General features: G+C 68.0%; 26 protein-coding genes and 1 pseudogene. 16 read left to right on the top strand and 11 right to left on the bottom strand.

Features of this window, described 5'->3' with window-relative positions; genetic code table 11:
- Positions 1–16: 16 nt before the first annotated feature.
- Both argF and ACMGEZ_RS18850 read right to left on the bottom strand, forming a co-directional pair.
- Positions 17–949 carry an ornithine carbamoyltransferase gene (gene argF / locus ACMGEZ_RS18855; protein WP_436823802.1) on the bottom strand — a complete coding sequence of 311 codons (933 nt, stop codon included), beginning with the start codon at positions 947–949 and terminating at the stop codon, positions 17–19.
- Positions 946–2,151, bottom strand: a complete 1,206-nt coding sequence (locus ACMGEZ_RS18850) for an aspartate aminotransferase family protein (RefSeq protein ID WP_436823801.1) — start codon at positions 2,149–2,151, stop codon at positions 946–948. The genes argF and ACMGEZ_RS18850 overlap by 4 nt, the downstream gene beginning before the upstream one ends.
- Before the next feature lie 161 nt (positions 2,152–2,312).
- Between ACMGEZ_RS18850 and ACMGEZ_RS18845 the strand changes: the two genes are divergently transcribed.
- Positions 2,313–2,663 (top strand): DUF3579 domain-containing protein, encoded by a 351-nt coding sequence (locus ACMGEZ_RS18845; protein ID WP_436823800.1) that lies wholly within the window; start codon positions 2,313–2,315, stop codon positions 2,661–2,663.
- A gap of 94 nt (positions 2,664–2,757) precedes the next feature.
- On the opposite strand, the gene rpsT is transcribed toward ACMGEZ_RS18845, so the two are convergent.
- Positions 2,758–3,069 carry a 30S ribosomal protein S20 gene (gene rpsT, locus ACMGEZ_RS18840; RefSeq protein ID WP_068676180.1) on the bottom strand — a complete coding sequence of 104 codons (312 nt, stop codon included), beginning with the start codon at positions 3,067–3,069 and terminating at the stop codon, positions 2,758–2,760.
- Positions 3,070–3,187: 118 nt separating this feature from the next.
- On the opposite strand from rpsT, the gene murJ reads away from it, so the two are divergent.
- From murJ to ACMGEZ_RS18825, 3 genes are read left to right on the top strand one after another with little or no spacing between them, the layout of a single operon-like run.
- Positions 3,188–4,753: a murein biosynthesis integral membrane protein MurJ gene (gene murJ / locus ACMGEZ_RS18835; RefSeq protein ID WP_436823799.1), complete on the top strand. Its 1,566-nt coding sequence runs from the start codon at positions 3,188–3,190 to the stop codon at positions 4,751–4,753.
- Positions 4,754–4,809: 56 nt separating this feature from the next.
- Entirely contained in the window at positions 4,810–5,661 is an 852-nt protein-coding gene (locus tag ACMGEZ_RS18830) for a SirB1 family protein (RefSeq protein ID WP_436823798.1), read from the top strand.
- Positions 5,661–6,083: a bleomycin resistance protein gene (locus ACMGEZ_RS18825; RefSeq protein WP_436823797.1), complete on the top strand. Its 423-nt coding sequence runs from the start codon at positions 5,661–5,663 to the stop codon at positions 6,081–6,083. The genes ACMGEZ_RS18830 and ACMGEZ_RS18825 overlap by 1 nt, the downstream gene beginning before the upstream one ends.
- Positions 6,084–6,105: 22 nt before the next feature.
- On the opposite strand, the gene ACMGEZ_RS18820 is transcribed toward ACMGEZ_RS18825, so the two are convergent.
- The 6 genes from ACMGEZ_RS18820 to purM form a co-directional block, all read right to left on the bottom strand.
- On the bottom strand, positions 6,106–8,256 hold the full coding sequence (locus tag ACMGEZ_RS18820) for an amylo-alpha-1,6-glucosidase (protein ID WP_436823796.1): 2,151 nt from the start codon (positions 8,254–8,256) through the stop codon (positions 6,106–6,108).
- A gap of 14 nt (positions 8,257–8,270) precedes the next feature.
- Positions 8,271–9,335 (bottom strand): glycosyltransferase family 4 protein, encoded by a 1,065-nt coding sequence (locus ACMGEZ_RS18815; RefSeq protein WP_436823795.1) that lies wholly within the window; start codon positions 9,333–9,335, stop codon positions 8,271–8,273.
- A gap of 114 nt (positions 9,336–9,449) precedes the next feature.
- Complete coding sequence (locus ACMGEZ_RS18810; protein WP_436823794.1) at positions 9,450–10,448, bottom strand: GlxA family transcriptional regulator; 999 nt, start codon at positions 10,446–10,448, stop codon at positions 9,450–9,452.
- 12 nt (positions 10,449–10,460) lie between these two features.
- Positions 10,461–11,033: an isochorismatase family protein gene (locus ACMGEZ_RS18805; RefSeq protein ID WP_436823793.1), complete on the bottom strand. Its 573-nt coding sequence runs from the start codon at positions 11,031–11,033 to the stop codon at positions 10,461–10,463.
- Positions 11,034–11,140: 107 nt separating this feature from the next.
- Positions 11,141–12,199, bottom strand: a complete 1,059-nt coding sequence (locus tag ACMGEZ_RS18800) for an AI-2E family transporter (RefSeq protein ID WP_436823792.1) — start codon at positions 12,197–12,199, stop codon at positions 11,141–11,143.
- 13 nt (positions 12,200–12,212) lie between these two features.
- On the bottom strand, positions 12,213–13,253 hold the full coding sequence (gene purM / locus ACMGEZ_RS18795) for a phosphoribosylformylglycinamidine cyclo-ligase (RefSeq protein ID WP_436823791.1): 1,041 nt from the start codon (positions 13,251–13,253) through the stop codon (positions 12,213–12,215).
- A gap of 205 nt (positions 13,254–13,458) precedes the next feature.
- On the opposite strand from purM, the gene hda reads away from it, so the two are divergent.
- The 5 genes and pseudogenes from hda (at position 13,459) to ACMGEZ_RS18770 (ending at position 17,969) form a co-directional block, all read left to right on the top strand.
- On the top strand, positions 13,459–14,145 hold the full coding sequence (gene hda / locus ACMGEZ_RS18790) for a DnaA regulatory inactivator Hda (RefSeq protein WP_436823790.1): 687 nt from the start codon (positions 13,459–13,461) through the stop codon (positions 14,143–14,145).
- 27 nt (positions 14,146–14,172) lie between these two features.
- Complete coding sequence (pcnB, locus tag ACMGEZ_RS18785) at positions 14,173–15,747, top strand: polynucleotide adenylyltransferase PcnB (protein ID WP_436823789.1); 1,575 nt, start codon at positions 14,173–14,175, stop codon at positions 15,745–15,747.
- Position 15,748: 1 nt separating this feature from the next.
- Complete coding sequence (gene folK, locus ACMGEZ_RS18780) at positions 15,749–16,210, top strand: 2-amino-4-hydroxy-6-hydroxymethyldihydropteridine diphosphokinase (protein ID WP_436823788.1); 462 nt, start codon at positions 15,749–15,751, stop codon at positions 16,208–16,210.
- 92 nt (positions 16,211–16,302) lie between these two features.
- A pseudogene (locus ACMGEZ_RS18775) lies at positions 16,303–16,946 on the top strand (DUF47 domain-containing protein).
- 12 nt (positions 16,947–16,958) lie between these two features.
- Positions 16,959–17,969, top strand: a complete 1,011-nt coding sequence (locus tag ACMGEZ_RS18770; RefSeq protein ID WP_436823787.1) for an inorganic phosphate transporter — start codon at positions 16,959–16,961, stop codon at positions 17,967–17,969.
- 7 nt (positions 17,970–17,976) lie between these two features.
- Here ACMGEZ_RS18770 and ACMGEZ_RS18765 read toward each other — a convergent pair whose 3' ends face one another.
- Both ACMGEZ_RS18765 and ACMGEZ_RS18760 read right to left on the bottom strand, forming a co-directional pair.
- The gene (locus ACMGEZ_RS18765) at positions 17,977–18,423 is read right to left on the bottom strand and encodes a TM2 domain-containing protein (protein ID WP_068676156.1); all 447 of its coding nucleotides are present in this window, start codon (positions 18,421–18,423) and stop codon (positions 17,977–17,979) included.
- Positions 18,420–18,941 carry a GNAT family N-acetyltransferase gene (locus ACMGEZ_RS18760; protein ID WP_436823786.1) on the bottom strand — a complete coding sequence of 174 codons (522 nt, stop codon included), beginning with the start codon at positions 18,939–18,941 and terminating at the stop codon, positions 18,420–18,422. The genes ACMGEZ_RS18765 and ACMGEZ_RS18760 overlap by 4 nt, the downstream gene beginning before the upstream one ends.
- Before the next feature lie 165 nt (positions 18,942–19,106).
- On the opposite strand from ACMGEZ_RS18760, the gene rpsP reads away from it, so the two are divergent.
- From rpsP to hisC, 7 genes are all read left to right on the top strand, one after another.
- Entirely contained in the window at positions 19,107–19,370 is a 264-nt protein-coding gene (rpsP, locus tag ACMGEZ_RS18755) for a 30S ribosomal protein S16 (RefSeq protein ID WP_068676152.1), read from the top strand.
- 16 nt (positions 19,371–19,386) lie between these two features.
- On the top strand, positions 19,387–19,941 hold the full coding sequence (rimM, locus tag ACMGEZ_RS18750) for a ribosome maturation factor RimM (protein WP_436823785.1): 555 nt from the start codon (positions 19,387–19,389) through the stop codon (positions 19,939–19,941).
- 18 nt (positions 19,942–19,959) lie between these two features.
- Positions 19,960–20,706 (top strand): tRNA (guanosine(37)-N1)-methyltransferase TrmD, encoded by a 747-nt coding sequence (trmD, locus tag ACMGEZ_RS18745; protein ID WP_436823784.1) that lies wholly within the window; start codon positions 19,960–19,962, stop codon positions 20,704–20,706.
- A gap of 99 nt (positions 20,707–20,805) precedes the next feature.
- A complete protein-coding gene (rplS, locus tag ACMGEZ_RS18740; RefSeq protein WP_093106411.1) occupies positions 20,806–21,186 on the top strand; it encodes a 50S ribosomal protein L19 in 381 nt (126 codons plus the stop codon).
- 166 nt (positions 21,187–21,352) lie between these two features.
- The gene (locus tag ACMGEZ_RS18735) at positions 21,353–22,072 is read left to right on the top strand and encodes a CoA pyrophosphatase (RefSeq protein WP_436823783.1); all 720 of its coding nucleotides are present in this window, start codon (positions 21,353–21,355) and stop codon (positions 22,070–22,072) included.
- A gap of 55 nt (positions 22,073–22,127) precedes the next feature.
- A complete protein-coding gene (locus tag ACMGEZ_RS18730) occupies positions 22,128–23,129 on the top strand; it encodes a CobD/CbiB family protein (RefSeq protein ID WP_436823782.1) in 1,002 nt (333 codons plus the stop codon).
- Between the two features lie 18 nt (positions 23,130–23,147).
- Positions 23,148–24,227 (top strand): histidinol-phosphate transaminase, encoded by a 1,080-nt coding sequence (gene hisC, locus ACMGEZ_RS18725; protein WP_436823781.1) that lies wholly within the window; start codon positions 23,148–23,150, stop codon positions 24,225–24,227.
- The last annotated feature ends 4 nt before the right edge of the window (positions 24,228–24,231 follow it).

Raw genomic sequence — 24,231 nt, 5'->3', positions numbered from 1 at the left:
GTCGCCGATCGGCCCATCAGGCGGCCAGGCGGCCGAGCAGCAGGAACTCCATCAGCGCCTTCTGTGCGTGCAGGCGGTTCTCGGCCTCGTCCCAGACCACCGACTGCGGACCGTCGATGACCTCGGCCTGCACTTCCTCGCCGCGATGGGCTGGCAGGCAGTGCATGAAGAGAGCGTCGGGCTGGGCCGCGCGCATCATCTCCTCGTCCACGCACCAGTCGGCGAAGGCGGCGCGGCGAGCTTCGTTCTCGGCCTCGTAGCCCATGCTGGTCCAGACGTCGGTGGTGACCAGGTCTGCGCCGCGGCAGGCTTCCATCGGGTCCTTGAAGACCTGGTAGCTGTCGGCCGAGCGGATGCCGGCGATCGACTGGTCGACCTCGTACCCGCTGGGCGTGCTCACGTGCACCTTGAAGCCCAGGATCTCGCTGGCCTGGAGCCAGGTGTTGGCCATGTTGTTGCCGTCGCCGACCCAGGCCACCGTCCTTCCCTCGATCGAGCCGCGGTGCTCGATGTAGGTGAAGATGTCGGCCAGGATCTGGCAGGGGTGGAACTCGTTGGTGAGGCCGTTGATCACCGGCACGCGCGAGTGCGCTGCAAAGGCCTCGATCTTGGTCTGCTCGTAGGTGCGGATCATCACCAGGTCGACCATGCGGCTGATGACCTTGGCGCTGTCCTCGATCGGCTCGGCGCGGCCGAGCTGGCTGTCGCCGGTGGTCAGGTGCACCACGCTGCCGCCGAGCTGGTACATGCCGGCCTCGAAGCTCACGCGGGTGCGCGTCGAGGCCTTCTCGAAGATCATGGCCAGGGTGCGGTCGGTGAGCGGCTGGTGCTTCTCGTAGGCCTTGAACTTCTTCTTGATCAGCGCGGCGCGTGCGAAGACATAGGCGTACTCGTCGGCGGTGAAGTCCGAGAACTGGAGGTAGTGGCGCAGGGCGGCAACCGTGCTCATGTCGTAGCCTCCGCGAGGAAGCTCTTCACGATCGGCGCGAGGATGGCGACGATCTCGTCCGCTTCGGCCACGCTGAGGATCAGCGGCGGCACCAGGCGGATCACGCTGTCGGCGGTCACGCTCAGCAGCAGGCCGGCGTCGCAGGCGCGGTTGAGGATCACGCCGCAGGGACGGTCGAGCTCGATGCCCAGCATCAGGCCCTGGCCGCGGATCTCCTTCACGCCGGGGAGGCCGCCCAGCTCGCGCTCCAGCGCGCCCTTGAGATGCGCGCCGACGTTGGCCGCGTTGTCGAGCAGCTTGTGCTCTTCCATGATGCGGATGGTCTCGATGCCGGCGCGCATCGCGAGCGGGTTGCCGCCGAAGGTGGTGCCGTGGTTGCCCGGCGCGAAGAGGTTGGCGGCGCGCGGGCCGGCCACCACGGCGCCGATCGGCACGCCCGAGCCCAGGCCCTTGGCCAGCGGCATCACGTCCGGCTTGATGCCGGCCCACTGGTGCGCAAACCACTTGCCGGTGCGGCCCATGCCGCACTGCACCTCGTCGATCATCATCAGCCAGTCGCGCTCGTCGCACAGCTGGCGGACCTGGCGCAGGTACTCCCAGCGCATCGGGTTGATGCCGCCTTCGCCCTGGATGGTTTCGAAGAACACGGCCACCACGTTCGGGTTGCCCTCGGTCGCCTTCTTCAGCGCCTCGATGTCGTTGAGCGGCACGCGGATGAAGCCCTCGACCAGGGGCTCGAAGCCCTTCTGCACCTTCGGGTTGCCGGTGGCCGACAGGGTGGCGATGCTGCGCCCGTGGAAGGCGGCCTCGTAGACCACGATCTCGGGGCGCTCGATGCCCTTGTCGTGGCCGAACTTGCGCGCCAGCTTGAGCGCGGCTTCGTTGGCTTCGAGGCCCGTGCAGCAGAAGAAGGCGTTGGTGAGGCCGGAGAGCTCGGTGAGCTTGGTGGCCAGTTGCTCCTGGCCCGGCACGTGGTAGTAGTTGGAGCTGTGGATCAGCCTGGCGATCTGCTCCTGCAGCGCAGGCACCAGCTCGGGATGGTTGTGGCCCAGGGTGTTGACTGCGATGCCGCCCAGGCCGTCCAGGTAGGCTCGGCCCTCCGTGTCCCAGACTCGGCAGCCCTGGCCGTGCGACAGCGCGATCGGCAGGCGGCCATAGGTGTTCATGACGTGGGGCGAGGAGGGGGCGGCAGTGGCGCTCATACGATCTCCGAATAAGGGAACAGGGATTCTAGGGTTGCGTTTTGACAGCGTCGGTGAGGATTGCGCATCACAGCAATGCTGCGCTCCGTGTCGCTCGCGGGACCCGCCCGGATAGAATCCATTGTGCAGCGCAGCACCCGCCTGCGTCCTTCGCGCAATCCATGGTTTCCCCCACCACCAAACAAGTTTTCATCCAGGGCATCACCCAAGATGGCCGGACCTTTCGCCCGAGCGACTGGGCGGAGCGGCTGGCGGGCGTGATGTGTTCGTTCCGGCCGGGCGGGCCGAGGCCGGACAGCCACCTGAGCTATTCGCCGTGGTGCGTGCCGACCGTGATCAACGGCATCAAGTGCGTGGTGGTGAGCCCCGAACTGCGAGACGCCGAGGTGATGGCCTGGGACTTCGTGATGAACTTCGCCCGGGACAACAACCTCCAGGTGGCCGAGGCCTGCCTCGTGCCTGACGCGGCGCCCCCTGCAGGCAGCCGGACACAGGAAAGCACCCGCCCATGAAAAAACCGCCCGAAGGCGGTTTTTCACTTTGCTGCAGCGCACCCAGATCAAACGGCGGACTGGCGGGAGGCCGGTCCGGGCTTGCCTGATGACGTCAGGCGGCGGCCTTTTCGGCGAGGGCCAGGGTCTTGACCTTGGCTGCCAGGCGGCTCTTGTCGCGAGCAGCCTTGTTCTTGTGGAAGATGCCCTTGTCGGCGATGGTGTCGACGATGCTCTGGGCCTTCGCGAAGAGTTCTGCCGCCTTGGTCTTGTCGCCGGCCACGACGGCCTTTTCGACATTCTTCACAGCGGTGCGGTACTTGGAGCGCAGCGAGGTGTTCGCAGCGTTGAGCTTGGTGTCCTGGCGGACGCGCTTGCGGCCCGACGCGAGGCGCGGGTTCTTTTTCTTGGGCTTGGTGGATGCCATGGCTGGTGTTCCTTACAGTGTCTGCGGATGATGCGGCAAAGCCCTCCATTATAGGCGATGGACAACTGCCCATCCCCGCGGCCGGGGAGAGCACGCGCAGCCACATACACTTCCGGCCGTGTCGCTTTTCAAATCCGCCTCCACCGTCTCCCTGCTGACGCTCGCTTCCCGCATCACCGGGCTCATTCGCGACGTGCTCATGACTTCGGTGTTCGGCGTCAGCGCGATGACCGACGCGTTCTACGTCGCCTTCCGCATCCCCAACCTGTTCCGACGCGTGTTCGGCGAAGGCGCCTTCAGCCAGGCCTTCGTGCCGGTGCTGGCGGCCAACAGGACCGAGCACGGCGAAACGGGCGCCAAGGCGCTGGTCGACCATGTGGGGACGCTGCTGACGTGGACCCTCGTCGTGCTGTGCGTGGCGGGCGTGATCGGCGCGCCGCTGATGGTCTGGGCCATGGCCAGTGGCCTGCAGAAGAATCCGGAGAGCTTCGAGGCCGCCGTCGTCATGACACGCTGGATGTTCCCGTACATCGGCTTTATGTCGCTGGTGGCGCTGGCCGGCGGCATCCTCAACACCTGGCGCAGATTTGCCGTGCCGGCGGCCGCGCCGGTGCTGCTGAACGTGGCCCTGATCCTCTCCATCGTGGTGGGCGCGCCCTGGTTCCGACGCTGGGGGATCGAGCCGATCTACGCCCAGTGCGCAGGCGTGATGGTGGGCGGGGTGCTCCAGTTGGCGCTGCAGATTCCCGCGCTGCGGCGGGTCGGGATGATGCCGCGCATCGGCCTCGGCCTGGGTGCGATCCGCGCCGCCTGGGCCGACGCAGGCACGCGTCGCGTCGCGCGCCTGATGCTGCCGGCGCTGATCGGCGTCAGCGTGGCGCAGATCTCGCTGCTGATCAACACGCAGATCGCCTCCCACCTGGCGACCGGCAGCGTAAGCTGGATCACCAATGCCGACCGGCTGATGGAGTTCCCCACCGCGCTGCTGGGCGTGGCGCTCGGCGTGGTGCTGATGCCTCAGCTCGCCGGTGCGCGCGCGGCCCAGGACGATGCGCGCTACTCCGCAATGCTCGACTGGGGCCTTCGCCTGGTGGTGCTGCTGTCGGTGCCCTGCGCCCTGGCCCTGCTGGTCTTTTCGCGACCGCTGGTGGCCGTGCTGTTCCACAACGGCGCCTTCAGCGAATTCCACGTGCAGCGCACCAGCCTCGCCTTGATGGGCTACGGCGTCGGGCTGGTCGGCCTGGTGGCGGTCAAGGTGCTGGCGCCGGGCTACTACGCCAAGCACGACACGCGCACGCCGATGCTGATCGCGGTGGCGGTACTGGTGCTGACGCAGCTGCTCAACGTCGCCCTGGTGCCGCTGCTTCAGCATGCGGCACTGACGCTCACCATCGCCATCGGCGCGATGATCAATGCGCTCTGGCTGCTCGTCGGGCTGGTTCGCCGCGGCAGCTACCGCCCCGAGCCGGGCTGGGGCCGCTTCCTGCTGCAGGTGCTGGCGGGCACCGCCGCGCTGACGGCCTTGCTGGTCTGGGGCAACCAGCACTTCGACTGGATCGGGCTGCAGGCACAACGCCTGCATCGCATCGGCCTGCTGGCGGCACTGGTGGTGGGTGGGGCCTTGCTGTACTTCGCGGTGCTGGCGCTCGCGGGCGTCAAGCTGCGCAGCCTGGTGCGGCGCTGATCGCGACGGCGCATGCCCTGCCTTGACGCTCGGCGCGGGCTCCTCTACAAAGACACATGACGTTCAGCTTTCAAGCGCCCACTCCACTCGAGTACTTCGAGTCGCTTGTCAAGAGCGACGACCACTTTCCGCTGCTCGAAGCCGCCGCCAGCCTCGCCCAGGACGAATACCCCGAACTCGATGTCCAGCAGGTGCTGGGCGACGTCGACCAGTTGCTCGCGCGCCTCAAGCGCCGCCTCCCCGCCGATGCCGCGCCGCTGCAGCGCTTGCGCGCCCTCAACCAGTTCTTCTTCCATGACCTGAGCTTCGGCGGCAACGTCAACGACTACTACGACCCCGACAACAGCTACCTCAACGCGGTGCTGCGCACGCGCCGCGGCATCCCGATCTCGCTGGCCGTGCTGTGGATTGAGCTGGCACAGGGCCTGGGCCTGCAGGCGCGCGGCGTCGGTTTCCCGGGCCACTTCATGCTCAAGATCACGCTGCCCAAGGGGCAGGTGGTGATCGATCCCTTCACCGGCAAGTCGCTCTCGCGCGAAGAGCTCAGCGAGCGCCTCGAGCCCTACAAGCGCAGCAGCGGGCTGGTCGGCGACTTCGACGTGCCGCTGGGCCTGTACCTGCAGCCGGCGTCGCCGCGCGAGATCATCGGGCGCATGCTGCGAAACCTGAAGGAAATCCACCGGGCGCAGGAAGACTGGCAGCGCGCGATCGCGGTGCAGGACCGGCTGGTCACGCTTTTCCCCGAGGCCTGGGGCGAGCATCGAGACCGCGGGCTGGCTCATGCGGAGCAGGGCAACACCGCACGCGCGGTGCGCGACCTGGAGACCTACCTGATGCATGCCGAGGATGCGCTCGACATCGATGCCATCGCCGAGCGCGTGGCCGCCTTGCGCCGGGCAGAGAACTGATGGCGCAGGACAGCAAGACCGCGGTCGCCGACCTCGGCACCCTGCATGAATTCCACGGCGTGCAGCCGGTGCTGCCGGTCGCCGATGCGGCCCGGGCCGCGCGCTATTTCTGCGACGTGCTGGGCTTCGAGCTCGACTTCATCGCCGGCGAGCCGCCGAGCTATGCGAGGGTGAAGAAGGGCGATCGCAGCTATGGCGATCCGGTCTACATCCGCCTGTGGCAATGCGGCCGGCGCGAGACCCGGGCTTGGCGCGGCGAGATCGTGATTCACGTGGGCCAGGACGTCGACGGGCTGCATGCCGCTTATGTGAAGCGCGGCGTTGATGTCATCGAGCCGCCGACGTCGCAGCCCTGGGGCCTGCGCGAGTTCGCCATCCGCGAGCCCGATGGTCATGTGCTGCGTTTCTGCGGCTATCTCTGAGCCCCGTCACCGCTTCACAGCTTCACAGCTTCAGCGACAGCTGGACGGGTGACGGCCCCTCCTGCCGGTCGATGAATGCGACCACGCGCTCTCCCAAGCGCTGAAAGCTCAGGTCCAGCTTCTGCGCGCCGAGCTGCAGATGCCGGATCTGCAGATGGTCGATCCCGTCCGGCAGGCGCGGTTGCTCGACACGAATGAGGCTGCGGTGCGCATCGAGCTGCAAGCCGAGGGACGCCTGCAGCAGCATGAAGACCGAGCCGGCCGCCCAGGCCTGCGGCAGGCAGGCAACGGGATACGCGATCGGCGCTTCGCCCGGCGCGCGCTCGAAACCGCAGAACAGTTCCGGCAGCCGCATGCCGAAATGGGTCGCGGCCTCGAACAAGCCGTTCAGCAGCCGCACCAGCCCGTCGCGTTCCCCGTACCGCGCCAGTCCGGCGCCGCACAGGACGACGTCATGGGGCCAGACGGAGCCGTTGTGATAGGACATCGGATTGAAGCGCAGCGTCTCGGGCGGCAGTGTGCGAATGCCCCAGCCGGAGTTGAACGCCCGCGAGAGCAGCTGAGCCGCGACCGCTCGCCCGCGCTCGGCGCGCGGAAGCCCGGTGTACAGCAGGTGCCCCACGTTCGACGCCCGGACGCGGCAGGGCTGGCCGTGGCCGTCCAGTGCCAACGCGTAGAACTGCATGTCTTCCTGCCAGAAGTGCTGTTCGACTGCAGCCTGCAGCGCGACGGCGCTCTGTTCCCAATGGCGAGCCGCGTCCGTATCGCCGCGCAGGCGCGACAGTTCGGCCATCACGGCGTAGGCGCGGTAGGCGTAGCCCTGGACTTCGATCAACGCGATCGGCCCATCCGGCGTACTTCCGTCGGCATGGAATACCGAGTCGTTGCTGTCCTTCCATCCCTGGTTGGCCAGCCCGGTCAACTCGCCCCGCGCGTAGCTCAGGAAGCCCGTGGGATGGCCGGCCGCGTTCCGCTCGATCCAGCGCGCCGCGGCTTCGAGCGCAGGCCAGAAGGCATCCAGCGCACGGACATTGCCCATCCGCTCGGCGTAGGCGCCCGCGAGCATCACGAACAGCGGCGTGGTGTCGACGCCGCCGTAGTACTTGGCAAAGGGAAGCTCGTTGACCGCCGCCATTTCGCCCTTGCGGGTCTCGTGCATGATCTTGCCCGGCTCGGAGTCGCGGAAGGTCGAGGTCTGCTGCGCCTGATTGTGAGCGAGGAAAGACAGCACGCCGTGCGCCAGGCCGGGATCGAGCCAGAGCGTCTGCAATGCGGTGACGATTGCATCCCGCCCGAAAGGGGTCGAGAACCAAGGGATGCCGGCGTAGGGATACGGGCCGGTGGGAAGGTCGGTGGTCAGCAGAGCCAGGTCGGCACGCGACTTGTCGAGCCACGACTGGAACAGTCGACCCGAGGCCAGCACGCGTGCGCCGCGCCGCTGGCGCGTGCGCATGCTGCGGCGGGCCGCGGCAGCGGCAGCGCGGTAGCGCGAGCAGCCGGCGTCTGCCGGGCAGGGCCCGATTTCGGCATGCAGCGTCCAGCGCTGGTGCGGGTCGAGCTGCACGATGAACGCTGCGTGCCGCTCGTCCAAGCCCTGCGGTTGCTCTGAAAACTCGAGGCACATGCTGCGGCGCAGGCCGTCGAGGCCCTGGTAGCGCAGCTCCACGCCACGCTCCTTCAGGAGCGACGGCTCGCGGGCGCCACGCTGCAGCCGCTGCTGGCCGCGCACCTCGAACATGTCGTGGAAATCGGCCGCGAAGTGCAGCGTCAGCGGCACCTGGACGCGTTGGTCCCCATAGTTCAGCACGCTGATGCGCTCGAAGATGCGGTTGTCCCAGAGGAAGCGCTTGCGCTCCAGGTGGATGACTCCTTCGGGCGTGGCCGGATTGCCGAGCAGCGGCAGCGGGTGATTGGTCATGTTGGCCGTGAAGAACAGGTTGTCCTGACTCACGGCACCCGACAGCAGCGAAGGCCTTCGACCGCCGAGCCGCAGGAGGAAGGTCGACAGCATGCGCGTGTCGTTGTGGAACAGGCCGTCGGCCTCTCCCGTGATGTCGCCGTAGACGTCGGCGACCAGGAAGGTGTCGCCCTCCTTCAAAACAAAAAGCCGCTGCGGATTGCGTTCGAGGACCGCCTCGACATCGAGCTCCGCGAGCGGCGGTTCGGTCGTCATGCCTTGACTCATGCTCAAGCTGCCTGGGGGTAGGAAGTGCCGTCTTTGTCGTGCGCCGGAAGCCGACGATACAACTCCACGTAGGCCTTGGCCATGGTTGTGGCAGAAAAACGCCGATCGAAGGTGGCGCGGACCTCATTGCGGTCGAATGCGCCGATCTGATGGACGGCTGCGATCGCCTCGTCTTCGCTGCCGACGATCAGGCCGCTGACGCCGTGATCCACCACCTCCGGCACCGAGCCGCAACGCCAGGCGATGACCGGCGTCCCGCAGGCCATGGCCTCGATCAGCACCAGGCCGAAGGGCTCCGGCCAGTCGATGGGGAACAGCAGGGCGCGCGCGCCGCCAAGAAAGGCGGGCTTCTCGGCATCGCCGATCTCCCCGATGAATTCCACCAGCGGATGGTCGAGCAACGGCCGGATCCGCTCACGGAAGTATTCCCTGTCCGCCGCGTCAACCTTGGCGGCGATCTTCACCGGCAGCCCGGCGCGAGTCGCGATCGCGATGGCCCGGTCGGGTCTTTTCTCCGGCGAGATGCGGCCCAGGAAGGCGAGATAGCCGTTGGCGGCCTCCGCCTGGAAAGGGTAGAGCGCCGGGTCGAGCCCGTGGTGCACGGTGCCGTGCCAGCGGGCGAAAGGCAGCGGCGTGCGCTGGTGCCGGGAGATGGATGCGAGCGGGAACTGGGGCCACTCCGCGTAGGCCTCGGGCAGGTCCTTCAGGTCCAGCCGGCCGTGCAAGGTGGTGAGCGTGCGCTCGGCGATGTCCGCGAAGAAGGGGAAGTGCAGCAGGTCGATGTGGAAATGCAGCACGTCGAAGTCGCCCGCCCGGCGTCGGACCTCCTGCAGCAGCACCATGTGGCTGGCGAGGTCGGATTTCAGCGGCGCCGGGTCCAGCCGCAGCGCCTGTTCGCGCATCGGCACCAGCCGTGCCCGCGTGCGGGTGTCCGCCGAGGCGAACAGGGTGACGTCGTGTCCCTGGCTCACCAAGGCATTGCAGAGATGGGCAACGACGCGTTCGGTCCCGCCGTACAAGCGGGGCGGTACCGATTCGTACATGGGTGAGATTTGGGCGATCTTCATGGCGAGTCACTGGCAAGGCAAGCCGCTAGGAGAACATCAGCTGCGGGCCGGCCGGGCCGGACGAAGGCGCTTTTTGGATAGGACGAATCGCACAAGCCGCCGGCGCCCAGGCCCTCACGCCCGGGAGCCGAGCCGGTGGCGCGAAGGCGATCCCTCGGCGCCGAACTGCCTCCAGGCGCGGCGCAGCTGGGTATCCGAAGCGAAACCTGCCAACTCGGCCGCGCGGGTGACGTTGGCGCCCGAGTCGAGCGCCAGCCGGGCCGTCGCGAGGCGCAGGCGGCGCAGGTACTCGAGCGGTGCCACGCCTGCATGCTCGACGAACAGGCGCGTCAGGTGACGCGACGAGGTATGGGCCACCTGGGCCATGCGCGGCACGCTCCAGTCGTCCTGCGGTGCCTCGCTCACGGCGTCCTGCACGCGGTGGAGCGCAGGGTGCAGGTGGTTGCGGTAGGCCAGGAATGGGGAGAGCTCCGGGTCTTGCGGACCCCGCCGCAGCGCCACCACCATGGTCTGTGCGACCTGCGCCGCCAGCGCCTCGCCGCAGGTGTCGGCAATGCGATGCAGCATCAGGTCGATGCCGGTCGTCACGCCGGCGCTGCTGTACAGCGGCGGGTCGATCACGAACACGCGGTTGGCCACCACCTCGCAGCGCGGTTCCACCCGCCGAAGTTCATCGAGGTGATGGTGATGGGTCGTGACGCGCCGCCCCGCCAGGGCACCGGCATGGGCGGCCAGCAGGGCACCGGCACAGATCGTCACCAGCTCGAGGCGGCCGCGCTCCAGGCGCTGGCCGCGCAGCCAGCGCAGCAGTGCCTGGGCATCCGCGCCGTCGGTGGAGACCTTGTCGCCCGGCAGGCCCACCAGCACGATCCAGGCGGAGCCGCCGTCGTCCCAAACCGCCGGCAGCGGACCCAGGCCGCTGAGGGTGACGCCGACGGAGCCGGTCGAGCTGGGGCTCGGGGAGACGAATTCGATGGCGAAGCGCTCGGCTTGCCCGCCGGCGCGCAGCTGCTGGTTGGCGATGCGCAGCGCCTCCGCCGGGCCGGCCCAGTCGAGTACCAGGCTGTTCGGCAGCAGCACGAACACGACCCGGATGCGTGGCGCGCTGCTCATCCGACTTCGCCCTCAGGCCATGGCGAGCGCGCCGGCGCGCTCCAGTGCCTGCTCGACGGTGCACAGCTTTGCGAAACGGCCTTCCAGCACGGTCGCGGTGCGGGCCTTGATGTCGGCGGCCGGGAGCGGCCGGCCGTCGGGCTGGGTCATGTCGAAGGTCAGCGTGGCGTCGGTGACGAAATCGACCGCCCAGCCCAGGTCGGAGGCATGGCGCGTCGTGGTCTCGCAGCATTGTTCGGTGCGGATGCCGCTCACGATCAGCCTGCCGATGCCGTTCTGCGTCAGCCACACATCGAGGCCGGTGCCGACCAGGGCGCTGTGGCGGTGCTTGGTGTAGGTGGCGGCTGCCTCGAAAGGCGTGAGCTCGGCCAGCGGGCGGACGTGGCCGGATTCGATGGCGAAGGGGTTGTCGGCGAGGGCGGGGCCGTCGACGTGAAAGATGCGCACCATCGGGACGCCGGCAGCGCGGCAGCCTTCGATCAGTGCGTTCTGGGCGGTCGCGTAGGCGGGCAGGTCACGCGGGGTGAAATACGGGCGATGGCGGAAGGATTCCTGGGCATCGATCACTATGAGACAAGACTTCATGGCGCAAAACTCCGGGGCAGGTGGATGATGCGCCTTATTTTTTCTACCTTTCTGCCATTCGTCCGTCCTTCCCCGGACAGGAACCGGTCAAATCGGGACATGCGCTTTCAAACCAGCCGCGCCGCCTGCAATTCTTTCTTGAGGTAGGCGTAGAACAGCGGGGCGGCCACCAACCCGGCCGGGCCGAACACGGCCTCGGCCACGAACATCACGGACAGCAGCTCCCAGACGCCCATCTGCGTACGAGCGCCGACCACCTTGGCATTGATGAAGTACTCGGCCTTGTGAATGAGGATAAGGAAGCCCAGGCAGGCCAGTGCAGTGACCGGCGACACCGACAGGCCCACCAGCGTGATCACCGTGTTGCACAGCAGGTTGCCGACGATCGGCACCAGGCCAGCGACGAAGGTCAGCGTGATCAGCGCCGGCGTGTAGGGCAGGCGCAGGTCCCAATGCGGCAGCACGAAGAGCAGGAAGATCGCGGTCAGCAGCGTGTTGAAGGCTGCAATCCAGAACTGCGCGGCCACGATCTGGCCGAAGGCCTCGCCGAACAGGGTGATGCGCTGCTTGAGCAGCTCGGCCAGCGGGCGGCCGGTCGAGGGATGCTGGGCCACCGCGGCCAGGCCGCCGACGATCAGGCCGACATAGGCGAACAGCAGGCCCCCGAGCCAGGCGCGGCCGGTCAGCGCGAGTGCGCCGGCCTGGGCGCGCAGGTAGCCGGCGATGACGCGTTGCACCTCGGCCGTGCCTTCGGGCAGATAGGTGCCGATATCTGGCGGCAGCTTGAGCCGCAGTTCAAGCACCGTGCGGGCGATGTAGTCGAGCAGTTCCTGGTATTGCTCTGGTGCGTTGAGCACGAACTCCCGCGCTTCCGAGAAGGCCAGTATCCCCAGGCCGATCGGCGCCAGCGACACCAGGGTTGCAGCGACGATGCGCGACCAGGACGACGGCGGGTCCGGTGGCTGCTGGCCTTGCTTCCCGGGCAGCAGCCGGCCCAGTCCCGCGTCCAGCAAGCGCGCGAGCCAGCGCGTGCCGAGAAAGCCGATGCAGACGCACAGCAGCCCCGGCAGCAGGCCCTGCCACATGATCAGCAGCAGCGCCCCGGCGATGAGCAGGTAGCTCGCCGTGACGAGCTTGCGCGACGGGAGGGGAGCGACGATGCTCACGCGGCGGGGCTTTTCAGGCCACGACCACGGCCGCACCGGCGCCGAGCGGCGCGATGACGCCGATCTCGTGCACCGTCTCGCCCTCGGCGCGCAGCGTGGCAGCGCAAGCCGCGGCCTCGGCGGCGTCGATCACCACCACCATGCCGATGCCGTTGTTGAAGGTGCGGTTCATCTCCAGGTCGTCGATGCCGGCCACCTTCTGCAGCCAGCCAAAGAGCTCGCTTTGCGGCCAGCTGCCTTTCTTCAGGTGCGCCGCCGTGCCCTCGGGCAGCACGCGCGGAATGTTCTCCAGCAGCCCGCCACCCGTGATGTGGGCCAGCGCCTTGATCGGGTGCCGGGCCAATGCCGCCAGCACCGGCTTGACGTAGAGCCGGGTCGGCGCCATCACGGCCTGGCGGAAAGGTTGGCCGTCGAGCGTGGCAGGCAGGTCGGCGCCCGCACGCTCGATCACCTTGCGCACCAGGCTGAAGCCGTTGGAATGAACGCCCGCCGAGGCCAGGCCCAGCACCACGTCGCCGGGCTTGACGTCCCGGCCAGTGAGGATCTTCGACTTCTCGACCGCGCCCACCGCGAAACCGGCCAGGTCGTACTCGCCGGCCGGGTACATGCCGGGCATCTCGGCGGTTTCGCCACCGATCAGTGCGCAGCCGCTTTGCTCGCAGCCGAGCGCGATGCCGCCGACCACCGCCGCGGCCGTGTCCACGTCGAGCTTGCCGCAGGCGAAGTAGTCGAGGAAGAACAGCGGCTCGGCACCCTGTACCAGCACGTCGTTGACGCTCATGGCCACCAGGTCGATGCCCACGGTGTCGTGCATGTTCCACTCGAAGGCCAGCTTGAGCTTGGTGCCCACGCCGTCGGTGCCGCTCACCAGCACCGGCTCCTTGTAGCGCTTGGGCACCTCGAACAACGCGCCGAAGCCGCCGATGCCGGCCAGCACGCCCTCGCGCATCGTCTTTTTGGCCAGCGGCTTGATGCGGTCGACCAGCGCGTCGCCGGCATCGATGTCGACGCCGGCATCCTTGTAGCTGAGCGGGGTGGGCGGGGTGGAGTTCATGGGCGGGCCGGACGAAAAAGAAGGGACGGTCGAAGGAGGAGGAGAATGACGCCGGCAACCGGGGCGGTCGGGCCGATAGAATTCCCCACGATTTTAAGGGCCCCATTGCCCCGCGCCCCCGGCCCGTCGCACAGCGCTCCCGCCTGTCCATGAATCCACGTACCGCGTCGTCCGCTTCTTTCCAGCCGCCCGCAGTGGCCTCGGCATGAAGCAGCTCGCACTCGATATCGGCCTTGCCTCCGGCCCGACGCTGGCGGGTTTCTTCGCCGGTCCCAACGAACCCGCGCTGCGGCATCTGCGGCTGTGGGTCGGCGATGCGCGTTCGAGCACGCTGCATTCGCCGGTGCCGACCTACCTGTGGGGTGAAGGAGGCAGCGGCAAGACGCATCTGCTGGAAGCGGTGCGCAGCGCCCTGCGCGAGCAGGGCGCGAGCGTGGGGTGGCTGCACGCGGGGCTCTCGGACCCGCCGGACTTCGACGAGCGCTGGGGCGCCGTGCTGCTCGATGACGTGCATCTCTACACCGCCGTCCAGCAGCACGCGGCCTTCAACTGGTTCGTCAACGCGCAAAGTCTGCAGCGCGGCGTGGTGGCGGCGGGCGCCGTGCCGCCGGCCGACCTGCCGCTGCGCGAGGACCTGCGCACGCGTCTGGGCTGGGGCCATGTGTTCCACTTGCAGGTGCTGAACGAACCGGAGCGGCGTGCGGTGCTGCGGCAGGCCGCCGACAGCCGCGGCGTGATGCTGACAGACGAAGTGCTGGACTACATGCTGCACCGCTTCAGCCGCGACCTGGGAAGCCTGATGGAGCTGCTGGTGCAGCTCGACGGCTATGCCTTGCAGACGCAGCGCGCGATCACGATCCCCCTGATCCGGTCGATGCTCGAAAATGAATAAGGGCGCGTCCCGCGCCGAAGCTTTCCAATGATCAAGAAATTCTTCGACAAACTCCTGGGCAAGTCCGGCGTCGCCGGCTCCGGCGGCAAGAACCGCTTCGGCAAGCGCCAGGAGGTGCCGGCCTCCGTGCACGGCATCGACCCGCAGCTGGTGGACGAGCGCGCCAGGAACGTGGTGACCACGCTGCAGGACGCCGGCTACGAGGCTTACATCGTCGGCGGCGCGGTGCGCGACCTGCTGCTGGGCTTGCGCCCGAAGGACTTCGACGTGGCCACCAACGCCACCCCGGAACAGGTCAAGAGCCTGTTCCGGCGCGCCTTCATCATCGGCCGGCGCTTCCGCATCGTGCACGTGGTTTACGGTCGCGGTCGCGAGCACGAGGTGATCGAGGTCTCGACCTTCCGCGCCTACATGGACAGTGCGGGCGCCGAACAGGTGGCCGGCAACGAGCGCACCAGCAAGGGCGAGCTCGCCGGCATGAAGCACGCTGTAGATGCCAGCGGCCGCGTGCTGCGCGACAACGTCTGGGGCCCGCAGGAGGAAGATGCCGCGCGCCGCGACTTCACCATCAACGCGATGTACTACGACCCGGCGAGCCAGATCGTCGTCGACTACCACAACGGCATCAAGGACGCCAAGAAGCTCACGCTGCGCATGATCGGCGACCCGGTCACGCGTTACCGCGAGGACCCGGTGCGCATCATCCGTGCGATCCGCTTCTCGGCCAAGCTGGCAGCGCTGGGTTTCTCCCTGGAGCCCAAGACCGGCACGCCGCTGGTCGAATGCAGCAAGCTGCTGGCCGATGTGCCCCAGAGCCGCCTGTTCGACGAGATGCTCAAGCTGCTGCAGACCGGCCACGCGGTGGCGACCGTGGCGCAGCTGCGCAAGCTGGGCCTGGCGACCGGCATCTACCCGTTGCTCGACGTGATCGTCGAGCGTGCCGACCAGCCCTTCGTCACGGCCGCGCTGCAGGACACCGACCGCCGCGTCGGCGAGGGCAAGCCGGTGGCGCCGAGCTTCCTGCTGGCGTGCGTGTTGTGGGCCGACGTGCGCGACGGCTGGGCGCAGCGCGTCGAGGGCCGCCACGGCCAGCGTCCGCAGGCCTCCTTCCCGGCCCTGCAGGACGCCATCGACGACGTGTTCAACGCGCGCATCGGCGACGTCTCGGGGCGCGGCAAGCTCGCGGCCGACATGCGCGAGATCTGGTTGATGCAGCCGCGCTTCGAAAAGCGCAGCGGCGCCACGCCTTACAGCCTGGTCGAGCAGGCGCGCTTCCGTGCGGCCTTCGACTTCATGCGCCTGCGCGCCGACGTCGGGGAGGTGAGCGAGGCGATCGCCGAATGGTGGCAGGAGTTCAGCAGCACTTCCGACGACCTGCGTCGCCAGGACCTGCTGGACCAGGTGCGCGACGAGCAGCACAAGAGAACCCGCCAGCGCAGTCCTGCGCGCAGCGCGGCACCTTCACCCGCGCAGGCCGATGGCGATGCCGAGCAGGCGCAGCCGCCCGAGGGCGAGCTCGCCGCCGCCGCGCCTCGCAAGCGCCGCCGCCGGCGCAAGCCGCGCACCGGCGGCGAGGCCGGCAGCAGCATGGCGGCCGAGTGACGTGACGACCACGCCGGCCTACGTCGCCATCGGCGCCAATCTCGGCGACGCGCAGGCGACGGTGAGGCGGGCGATGGACGAACTCGCAAACCTGCCGCGCACGCAGGTCGTCGCGCGCTCCTCGCTCTATCGCAGCGCACCCTTCGAGGCCCAGGGGCCCGATTTCATCAATGCCGTGGTCGAGCTGCGCACCGGCCTGGCGCCGCTGGCGCTGCTCGCCGAGCTGCAGCGGCTCGAGGCCGAGGCCGGCCGCGAGCGGCCCTACCGCAACGCGCCGCGTACCCTCGACCTCGATCTTCTGCGGCACGGCGACACCACGATGCAGACTGCCGTTTTGACGCTGCCGCATCCGCGCATCGGCGAACGCGCCTTCGTGCTGCTGCCACTGGCGGAGATCGCGCCGGCGCTGGTGACGGCAGCTCAGCTCGAGCGGGTGGCCGGCCAACGCATCGAGCGGCTCTGAGCCCCGCCTCGGCGATGCTTGCCCATTACACTTGCCAGGTTTTTCATGATGGCGTCACGGGTTGGTGATAGCCGAGAACCCAGGAGACCGCCATGTTCGGCAAGCTGCTGCCCCGCGAGGGGAATTTTTTCGGATGTTCAATCAGCATGCCGATCGCATCGTCGAAGCCGCGCGCGCCTTCGAGCAGCTGGTAGGCAACTACAACGACCTGCACCTGCGCGAGCAGTACAACCGCGACGTGGACAACGCCGAGCGCGCCGCCGACCGCGTGACGCATGACGTCAACCGGCTCATCCACAAGACTTTCATCACGCCCATCGACCGCGAGCAGATCCACAAGCTGATCAACACGATGGACGACGTGGCCGACCTGATCCAGGACTCGGCTGAAACCATGGCGCTGTACGACGTGCGGCACATGACCGAGGAGATCACCCGCCTCACCGCCCTGAGCACGAAGTGCTGCGAACGGGTGAAGGACGCGGTCAGGCTCCTCGGCAAGGTGAGCGAGCCGGCGACGGCCGAAGCCGCGCTCAAGACCTGCGAGGAGATCGACCGCCTCGAGTCCGATGCCGACCGCGTGATGCGCAGCGCCATGAGCAAGCTGTTCCGCGAGGAGCCGGATGTGCGGGAGGTCATCAAGCTCAAGGCGATCTACGAGCTGCTCGAGCGGATCACCGACAAGTGCGAGGACGTGGCCAACGTGATCGAGGGCATCGTCCTCGAGAATTCCTGAGCGCGGCGCCGAATGGAATCGGTCCAGGTCACCCTGTGGGTGGTGGTGCTGCTGGTCGGGCTGGCCATCGCATTCGACTTCATGAACGGCTTCCACGACGCGGCGAATTCGATCGCCACGGTCGTGTCCACCGGCGTGCTCAAGCCCGGGCACGCGGTGGTGTTCGCCGCCTTCTTCAACCTGATCGCGGTCTTCGTCTTCCACCTCAGCGTGGCGGCGACCGTCGGCAAGGGCATCGTGCACCCCGGGGTGGTCGATGTGCACGTGGTCTTCGGGGCGCTGGTGGGCGCCATCAGCTGGAACCTTCTTACCTGGTACTACGGCATTCCCAGCAGCTCCTCGCATGCGCTGATCGGCGGCATCGTGGGCGCGGTGATCGCCAAGGCCGGTGCGGGCGCTCTCGTCGCGGCCGGCATCTGGAAGACGGTGGCTTTCATCTTCGTCTCGCCGCTGCTGGGCTTCCTGCTCGGCTCGATCATGATGGTGCTGGTCGCGTGGGTCTTCCGCCTCTCGACGCCCTCGCGCGTGGACCGGTGGTTCCGTACGCTGCAATTGGTCTCGGCGGGCGCGTACAGCCTGGGCCACGGCGGCAACGATGCGCAGAAGACCATCGGCATCATCTGGATGCTGCTGATCGCCACCGGCTACTGGTCCGCCAGCGCGGAAGCGCCGCCGGCCTGGACCGTGGCGACCTGCTATGCGGCGATCGCGCTGGGCACGATGTTCGGCGGGTGGCGCATCGTCAAGACCATGGGCCAGAAGATCACCAAGCTCAAACCGGTGGGCGGGTTCTGCGCCGAAACCGGCGGGGCGCTGACGCTCTTCCTCGCGACCGCGCTGGGCATTCCGGTGTCGACCACGCACACCATCACCGGCGCGATCGTCGGCGTGGGCTCGACGCAGCGCGCCAGCGCGGTGCGCTGGGGCGTGGCCGGGACCATCGTCTGGGCCTGGGTCTTCACGATCCCGGCATCGGCCTTCGTGGCGGCCATTGCCTACTGGATCGGCTTGCAGATTTTCTGATCGCTGCCTACTGGGAGATCCGGCGCCCCTCTTCGATCTGATGCTCGAAGAAGCGCTGGAAGCTGAAGGCGATGCTGGCCATCAGGATGGTGCTGCCGAAGAACAGGGCCAGCACGACGGCGCCGATGGTGAGCCAGTTGCTGCGTCCGGGCGGGGCATCGGACGCGGCTCCTGCGTTGTAGCGCGCATTCCATTTCTCTGGCGTCATCAAGCCGTAGACGATGGCAGTGAGGGCGCAGCCCGCGATCGTGAAGCCCAGCAGCGGCAGCAGCAGCCAGCTCCACGCGTCGTCCACGCCGTAGAGGCGCACGCGCTCGATGCCGTAAAGCCCGAGGGCGGTCGGGATGGGAAGCAGCCAGCCGAGCGTGCTGCCGAAGCCGCGCAGGTAGAAGCAGTGCAGGCCCAGCGGTCCGCCGAGAAAGGCGAGCCAGGCGGCCACGGTCTTGTTCTTCATTCGGGGCTCGTCGCGCTGCCTTCGCCCAGTACCTTGTCCATCAGGACCACGTCGCGCCACCGGCCGAACTTCCAGCCGCAGTTCTTCAGCACACCCACGTGTTCGAAGCCCTGGGCGCGGTGCACGCCGATCGAGCCGGCGTTGGCCGAGTCGCCGATCACGGCGATCAGCTTGCGCACGCCGGCGGACTCGGCGGCCTCGATCAATGCAGCGAGCAACCTGGCACCCAGTCCCTGGCCGCGCGCAGCCTCGGCCAGGTAGATGGAGTCCTCGGCCGAGAAGCGATAGGCCGGGCGCGGCTTGAACCAGTTGCAGTAGGCAAAGCCCAGCAGTTCGCCGTCGCGCTCGGCCACCAGGTAGGGCAGCTTCCTGGCCAGCACGTCGGCTCGCCGTGCCGCCATCTCGGCGGCCGTAGGCGGCTCGGTCTCGAAGGTGCCGGTGCCGTGCAGCACGTGGTGGGCGTAGATGGCGGTGATCGCGGCGATGTCTTCGTCGCGGCTGGGGCGGATGGCGGTCATTCGAAGGCCCCGGCACAGGCCGGGAATGGTGGGAAATATCGCGGGCTATAATCGTTGGCTTTTCAGCGTGCGCTGGCCGGGTGGCTATGTCGCGTGTCTCGACGCTGGAAGAACTCCGTGGGCGAACCGTTTTCAGTGTTCGTTGCACCACCCGAAGGATAAATCATGGTCGTGATCCGACTCTCCCGCGGCGGCTCCAAAGGTCGTCCGTTCTTCAACATCGTCGTGTCGGACAAGCGCGTGCGCCGCGATGGCCGATTCATCGAGCGCCTGGGCTTCTACAACCCCACCGCCAAGGACAACGAGGAAGGCATCCGCATCGCGCAGGATCGCCTAGCCTACTGGCAGGGCGTCGGCGCGCAGGCCTCGCCCACCGTCACCCGCCTGATCAAGCAGGCCGCCGCCGCGGCCCCCAAGGCGGCCGCCTAAGCCGCCCGCTCCGGCGATGCTGCCCACGCTCGAAGCCGCCGAACTGCCGGCGGATGCGATCGAAGTGGCGCGCATCGCCGATGCCTGGGGTATCAAGGGCTGGTTCAAGGTCCTGCCCCACAGCGCCCAGCCCGAGGCGCTTTTCTCCTCCAAACGCTGGTTCCTGCAGCCGCCCGGCGGCAAGAGCACCGGCGCATTCCGGTTGGCCATCCGCGAGGCCAAGGAACATACCGACTGCATCGTCGCCTCCTCCGAGGACGTGCCCGACCGCAACGCGGCCGAGGCACTGCGCGGCGCCCGCGTATTCGTGCCGCGCTCGAGCTTTCCCACGGCCGCTGAGGACGAGTACTACTGGGTCGACCTGATCGGCCTTCCGGTCGTGAACCGGGAAGGCCTGACACTCGGCACGGTTCGCGAGCTGCTCGCCAACGGTCCCCAGACCACGCTGGTGCTGGAGACCCTGGAGAACGGCAAGCCGGTGGAGCGGATGATTCCCTTCGTCTCGGCCTTTGTCGACAAGGTGGACCTGCCGGGCCGGCTGATCACGGTCGACTGGCAGCCGGACTACTGAGCCACACCTCCGGCGTCCATGCGCTTCGACGTCATCACCCTGTTCCCCGACCTGTTCGCGCCCTTCCTGGCGACCGGCGTGACGCGGCGTGCCTTCGAGACAGGGCAGGTCCAGGTCGTGCTCTGGAACCTGCGCGATTTCGCCGAGGGCAACTACCGCCGCGTCGACGACCGACCCTTCGGCGGCGGTCCGGGAATGGTCATGATGGCCGAGCCGCTGTCGGCTTGCCTGGATGCTGCGCTCGCTGCGCGTGGGGCCGCAGCGCCCGTCGTCATGTTCTCGCCGATGGGCGAGGTCCTGCGGCACGCGGCGGTCGAGCACTGGGCTGCGGGCGAGGGCGCGATTCTGGTATGCGGCCGCTACGAGGGCATCGACCAGCGCTTCATCGACACGCGAGTGACGCACCAGCTCAGCCTGGGAGACTTCGTGCTCTCGGGCGGCGAGATTCCCGCCATGGCCCTGCTGGATGCGGTGGCCCGGCTGCAGCCCGGCGTGCTGGGCGACGAGGCGAGCCACGTCCAGGACAGCTTCAACCCGGCGTTGGACGGGCTGCTCGACTGTCCCCACTACACCCGCCCGGAGCAATGGAAAGGGCAGGGCGTGCCGCCGGTTCTGCTCTCGGGGCACCATGAGCAGATCGAGCGCTGGAGGCGCGACCAGCGGCTCGCGATCACGCTGCAGAAGCGCCCGGAGTTGATCGATGCGGCGCGCGCCGCTGGCCGTTTGAGCGCGGCGGACGAGAAAGCGCTTGGGAAAAAGCTATAATCTTTGGCTCCCCGATCCTCTGCCGGCCGCGTCGCCCCAGCCTCTCAGACTGCAAGACGCCCCTTGTGTAGCGCGTGCACGATCGAATCCAGGAAAGCCATGAACCTCATCCAGACCCTCGAGCAGGAAGAAATTGCCCGGCTCGGCAAGAAGATTCCCGATTTCATGCCCGGTGACACGGTCATCGTCAGCGTGAACGTCGTCGAAGGCAACCGCAAGCGCGTGCAGGCCTACGAAGGCGTGGTGATCGCCAAGCGCAATCGCGGCCTCAACAGCGGCTTCACGGTGCGCAAGATCTCCAGCGGCGAAGGCGTCGAGCGTACCTTCCAGACATACAGCCCGCTGATCGCCGGCATCGAAGTCAAGCGCCGTGGCGATGTGCGCCGCGCCAAGCTGTACTACCTGCGCGAGCGCAGCGGCCGTTCGGCGCGCATCAAGGAAAAGCTGCCGGGCAAGTCCTCCGCAGCAGCAGCTCAGTAAAGAGTGCCTCCTGCCGCGCAAAAAGCCGCCACTCAGGGCGGCTTTTTGCATTGATGCCTCGATGAATCGAGGCGATCGTGATTTTTGTCGTGGCGTCGCCTGTCATCAGCGGCGCCGTTTTGCGTTTTACTCTCCAGATCCCGACTTGACCGCTCCACCGCCCGCCATGCGCACCGCTCCCGCCGAAGAGACCGTCAATGCCGTCTTGCCGTCGGCGCTGCGTTCCTTCGACCCGCGCCAGGTGCCGGTGGTCGGCGTCGACTCCGCGCTCCCCGCCGTTCCGCAAACCCGTTTTAACGCGCAGGCCCTGCGTTCGCGCTTCGCCTCCCCGCCTGCCTGGACGCCCGAACTCCGGCGCGAGCCGCGCCTGACGAACCGCGTGCCGGCCGCAGCCGCGGTGCTGGTGCCGATCGTGATGCGCGAGGAGCCCACCGTGCTCCTGACTGAGCGGACCGCCAACCTGTCGACACATTCGGGCCAGGTGGCCTTCCCTGGCGGGCGGGTCGACCCGGAGGATGCCAACGTCGCGGCTGCGGCCCTGCGCGAAGCATGGGAAGAAGTTGGCCTCTCGGCCGAGTACATCGAGGTGCTGGGGAAGCTGCCCACCTATACGACGGTCACCTCCTTCATCGTGACGCCGGTGGTCGGGCTGGTGCACCCGGATTTCGAATTGACCCTGAACCCCTACGAGGTTGCGCAGGCCTTCGAGATTCCGCTGGCCTATTTGATGAACCCCGCGAACCACCACCGCCACGCCCTGGTCGACGACAAACTCCAGTCACGCGAGTGGTTCTCGATGCCCTACCAGGACGGTGTGCACGAGCGCTATGTCTGGGGTGCGACGGCCGGCATGCTGCGCAACCTCTACCGCTTCCTCGCGGCCTGACGGAGCGGCGCGGGAGGCCGGCGGGACGCCGAGGACCACTCGCTATCATCGACGGATGAGCTTCTTCGCGATCCTGTGCGCCTTGCTGATCGAGCAGGTGCGGCCGCTCGCTTATCACAACCCGGTGTACGGCGGCGTCCTGGCATGGACGCGCTGGACCAGCCGCAACTTCGACGCCGGCAAGCCGCACCACGGTTGGATCGCCTGGGGGCTCGCGGTGCTGGTGCCCACGGTGCTCGCGCTGGGGGTGCACTGGCTGCTGGCGCTCACGCTGGGCCTGCCGTTCGCCGTGCTGTGGAGCGTGGCGGTGCTTTACGTCACGCTCGGCTTCAGGCAGTTCAGCCACCATTTCACCGGCATTCGCGACGCCCTCGACGTGGGCGACGAGGCACTGGCCCGCTCGCTGCTGGCCCACTGGCAGCGCGTCGACGCGGCGGACCTGCCCCGCAGCGAGATCGTGCGGCATGTGATCGAACATTCGGTGATCGCGGCGCACCGCCATGTGTTCGGCGTGCTGGCATGGTTCTCGATCCTTGCCGCCTTCGGGCTCGGGCCTGCCGGGGCGGTGTTCTACCGCATGAGCGAGTTCGTCGCGCGCTACTGGGCGCACAAGAACAACGCCTCGGTCCAGCCCTCCAGCGTCTGGGTCCAGAAGGCAGCTGACCAGGCCTGGGCGCTGATCGACTGGCTGCCCGCCCGCATCACGGCCACCGGCTTCGCCGTGGTCGGCAGCTTCGAGGAGGCGATCGACTGCTGGCGCAACGACGCCCGCCGTTTTCCCAACGAAAACGACGGCGTGATCCTGGCTGCGACCTCGGGTGCGGTCAATGTGCGGCTCGGCGGCGGCGTGCTCAGCCCGGTGCCGCTCACTGATCCGCTGTCGCGGGCGCAGGCCGGTGACCCGCTGGCCGGGGCCCGCGGCCCCGACAGCGGCAGCACCCCTGGGCGCGAGCCCGAGCCGGCGCATCTGCGAAGCGTGGTCGGCCTGGTCTGGCGCTCGGTCGTGATGTGGATGGTGTTGCTGGCCCTGCTCACGCTGGCGCGCCTGTTGGGTTGAGCCCACGGGATCGATCCCTTGAGCACCGCGCCCAGCTTCTGGAGTCCGCGCGTCGCGGCGCTCGAACCCTACGTGCCGGGCGAGCAGCCGCGCATCGCGAACCTGGTCAAGCTCAACACCAACGAGAACCCCTTCGGTCCCTCGCCGCAGGTGCTCGAAGCCATCGAGGCCGCGGCATCCGAGGGGCTGCAGCGCTACCCCGATCCCGAATCGGTGGCGCTGCGCCAAGCCATTGCCGCGCACCACGGGCTGGATGCCTCGCAAGTGTTCGCGGGCAACGGTTCCGACGAGGTGCTGGCCCACGCCTTCTTCGCCTTCTTCCAGCAGGCCGAGCCGCTGCTGATCCCGGACGTCACCTACAGCTTCTACCGTGTCTATGCGCAGCTGTACGGCATCGGCTGCGAGCTGCAGCCGGTCGACGGCGGGCTGCGCATCGACGTCCCCGCGATGGCTTCGCGGGCCTCAACCGGCTGCGGCGGCATCGTGATCGCAAATCCCAACGCGCCGACAGGCATCGGCCTGCCGCTCAGCAGCATCGAGTGCTTGCTCGAAGCATGCCCGCGGCGCGTGGTGCTGGTGGACGAGGCCTATGTGGACTTCGGCGGCGACAGTGCGCTGCCGCTGATCGAGCGGTATCCGAACCTGCTGGTGGTGCAAACCTTGTCCAAGTCGCGGTCGCTCGCTGGCCTGCGCGTGGGTTTCGCCTGCGGACAGACGCACCTGATCGAGGCGTTGCAGCGGGTCAAGAACAGTTTCAATTCCTACCCGATCGATCGTCTCGCCGGTGCCGGCGCCATCGCATCGCTCGCCGACAAGGCCTGGTTCACCCATACGCGGCACCAGGTCATGGACATCCGCGAGGGCTTGACCCTGCAGCTCGAGGACCTCGGCTTCGAGGTACTGCCCTCGCAGGCCAACTTCCTGTTCGTGCGCCACCCCTCGCACGATGCGGCGGCGCTGGCATCGGCGTTGCGCGCGCGTGCGGTGCTGGTGCGGCACTTCGACCAGCCGCGTATCGCGCAGTACCTGCGCATCAGCGTTGGCACACGGGAGCAGTGCGGTGTGCTGGTCGACGCACTGACGGACATCCTGGGCTGAACCG

The sequence above is a fragment of the Variovorax stachyos genome, from assembly GCF_051400855.1.
In the GTDB taxonomy this organism is placed as follows: Bacteria; Pseudomonadota; Gammaproteobacteria; order Burkholderiales; family Burkholderiaceae_C; genus Variovorax.
The sequence above is the reverse complement of the archived record's forward strand: the minus strand, read 5'-3'. Positions and strand labels throughout refer to the sequence as shown.